A 600-nucleotide genomic window follows, 5' to 3' on the forward strand; every position below is an offset into this window, starting at 1 on the left:
GCCGTTCGCTCGCCGTCATCGTTCGTCGTTCGCTCGTCGACATCGTCACTCGTCCGGTCGTCGCCGCCATCCCCGGCTTCGTAGTACCGGTACCCCGCCGACACGTCCGGTGCCGGTGCCGGCCAGCGAACCGCGCGTTCGGCCTCGATGCGCTCGTAGCTGATTCCGGAGAGATCGGCGGGGGTGCCGGCGGTCAGCGCGGCGAGTTCGTCGAAGACCGCTTCGGGCTCCGGTGTCCGATCGAACAGATCGGGGTCGATTCGACCGGCGATGTCGCCGATCAACGCGAGATCCGTCCGGACGCCCGAGGGGGTCTCCGTCGCGGCCCGGACCCGGGAGACGGTCCGCTCCATGTTGGTCGTCGTCCCCTCGGACTCGCCCCACGTCGTCGCGGGCAGGACGACGTCGGCGTACTCGACCGTTTCGCTCCGGAACGCGTCCTGCACGACGAGGAACGCGTCCTCGAGTTTCTCGCGGACGCGCGTCGCGTCGGGCATGCCAGCGACGGGGTTGGTCGCGACCGCGTAGACGGCGTCGACGTCGTCGCCGATCGCGTCGCGGACCGCGGTCACTCGCTCCGCGTCGATGCTCGGCGTCGCC

Annotated in this window: 1 protein-coding gene; it reads right to left on the reverse strand. The window is 70.7% G+C overall.

The window, feature by feature from the left end; all coding sequences use genetic code 11:
- A partial coding sequence (locus PGX04_RS25130; protein WP_273740998.1) for a molybdopterin-dependent oxidoreductase occupies positions 1-600 on the reverse strand: 600 nt, incomplete at both ends.

Source organism: Natrinema soli (assembly GCF_028618695.1).